Origin of the sequence: Bartonella sp. AP57NXGY (assembly GCF_042195805.1) — a bacterium.
GTDB lineage: Bacteria > Pseudomonadota > Alphaproteobacteria > Rhizobiales > Rhizobiaceae > Bartonella.
In genome coordinates this window covers 1-1,927 of sequence record NZ_JBHIOZ010000010.1, presented here as the reverse complement: position 1 = coordinate 1,927, position 1,927 = coordinate 1, and the positions used below count along the sequence as shown (strand labels likewise).

At 39.7% G+C, this 1,927-nt stretch carries 2 protein-coding genes; both read right to left on the bottom strand.

What is annotated here, in order from left to right; all coding sequences use genetic code 11:
• Positions 1 to 372: 372 nt before the first annotated feature.
• Positions 373 to 1,572 (bottom strand): radical SAM family heme chaperone HemW, encoded by a 1,200-nt coding sequence (gene hemW / locus ACFIL8_RS02710; protein WP_375611381.1) that lies wholly within the window; start codon positions 1,570 to 1,572, stop codon positions 373 to 375.
• Positions 1,569 to 1,927, bottom strand: a 359-nt coding sequence (locus tag ACFIL8_RS02705; protein WP_375688861.1) for a non-canonical purine NTP pyrophosphatase, incomplete at its 5' end; no start/stop codon positions are given. The genes ACFIL8_RS02705 and hemW, both read right to left, overlap by 4 nt.

Below are 1,927 nucleotides of genomic sequence, written 5' to 3'. Positions count from 1 at the left end.
TACTTGTTTTAAAGAAATTTTCTCAATGTTTGTCACATTTGTGCTACTACGGTGCTTATGAATGTTGTAATATAAAATCTATAATGCCTCCCCATCTTTATGTTTATGAAAAATAAAGTTAGAGCACCATACACTTTCTAGCTCAAAATATTGCAATAGCTTTTAGCACTTAAGAGTGTTCATAAGAGGCCTTTTTACTCCTTTTTTATGGTTTTTATCCACATGCTTCTCTATTTTTAAGGTGTAAGCAAATGGCGATAACTAACTTGCTATAAATAGTTTTGAAATGAGAGAATCTCACGATATTCTAATCTCACCTTTGCTGTGAAAAATGATAATTATGATTAAAATAAGTATGTTGTTATAAAAACTTTAGTTTGCGAGTTGGCTGATGATGTGATCAAGAACAATACGTCCTTTGGTTGTTGCTTTTAAGCGTTGGTTATCCACCATTTCTATCAATTCTTGGTGTTGTAAATCGATCAGTTTTTCCATTGGGATACGTTTAGGGCTTAAGGTTTCATAGCGTATAAGTTCTAAGCCTTCGCAAAGGCGTAATCCCATAAGGAGCATTTCATTTGCCTGTTGTTCAGTGGTTAAATGTTCCGTTTCAATACAGCCATGTCCTGTTGTTTCTACCAAATTAAGCCACTGTTCGGGATGCTTTTCATTTATTGTGACATAACGTTCGCGGTTTTCAAGGTGTGATGACAATGTTTTTGAACAGAAAGAGGAATGATTCGATGCGTGCTCAATGAAACGTCCATGTGCTCCTGGACCAAAGCCTGCATATTGGTGATAACGCCAATAAAGAAGATTGTGTGCTGATTCGGCACCGGGCATTGCATGGTTTGAGATTTCATAGGCAGGAAGTCCATGTAGTGCCGTTATTTCTTGAGTAAGATGATACAGATCTGCTGCTAGCTCTGATGGGGGAAGGATAAGTCTTCCTGCATCATGAAGCCGTTTAAAGGCGGTTCCTTCTTCGATCGTCAATTGATAAAGAGAAAGATGGTCCGCTGCTAAATCAATTGCTTGTACAAGTTCAGATTTCCATTGTTCAAGGGTTTGTTCGGGGCGGGCATAAATGAGATCAAAGGATAAACGTGGAAAAATTTGCCGTGCTAAAGCAATGGCACAAAGAGCTTGTTCCACATTATGGAGTCGGCCAAGTTTGCGCAATGCTTTATCATTGAGCGCTTGTATCCCTAGAGATAAGCGATTAACACCTGCCGCACGGTATCCACGAAAGCGCTCTGCTTCCACACTGGATGGATTAGCTTCTAATGTAATTTCAACTTTATCATCGACTACCCATTTTTTTGCAAGTGCTTGCAATAGGGCATCGACAGTTTGCGGCTCCATAAGGGAAGGGGTTCCTCCACCAATAAAAATACTTGTAATATGGCGTGGGCCTATTTTGTGGTATTGCGTTTCTATTTCGCGCTTAAAGGCGGTGACAAAACGTGGTTGATCAACACCATGGATGCGAACATGCGAATTAAAGTCACAATAAGGACATTTAGCTACACAAAAGGGCCAATGAATGTAAATGCCAAAAGGTTCATTCATGAGAATGCTAAAAGGTTTTCTGCCAAAAGTTTGAAAGCACGTGCGCGATGTGAAAGAGGGGGAAGATCATTACGTTTCCAGTTGTGTTTTTGCTCTGTTGACATTTCTCCAAAGGTATTTTCATATCCATCGGGTAAAAAAATAGGATCAAAACCAAAGCCTTTATCTCCCCGTGGAGGCCAAATGAACGTTCCTTCAACGCATCCACGGAAGTAATCTGCATGAGCATCAGGCCATGCAATGCAAATGACGGATATAAAACGGCATTTCCGTTGACTTTTTTCTCGTGCTCCGACTTTTTGGAGTTCATTTTCTATTTTTTTCATAGCTTTTGGAAAATTACGTGTACCATCGG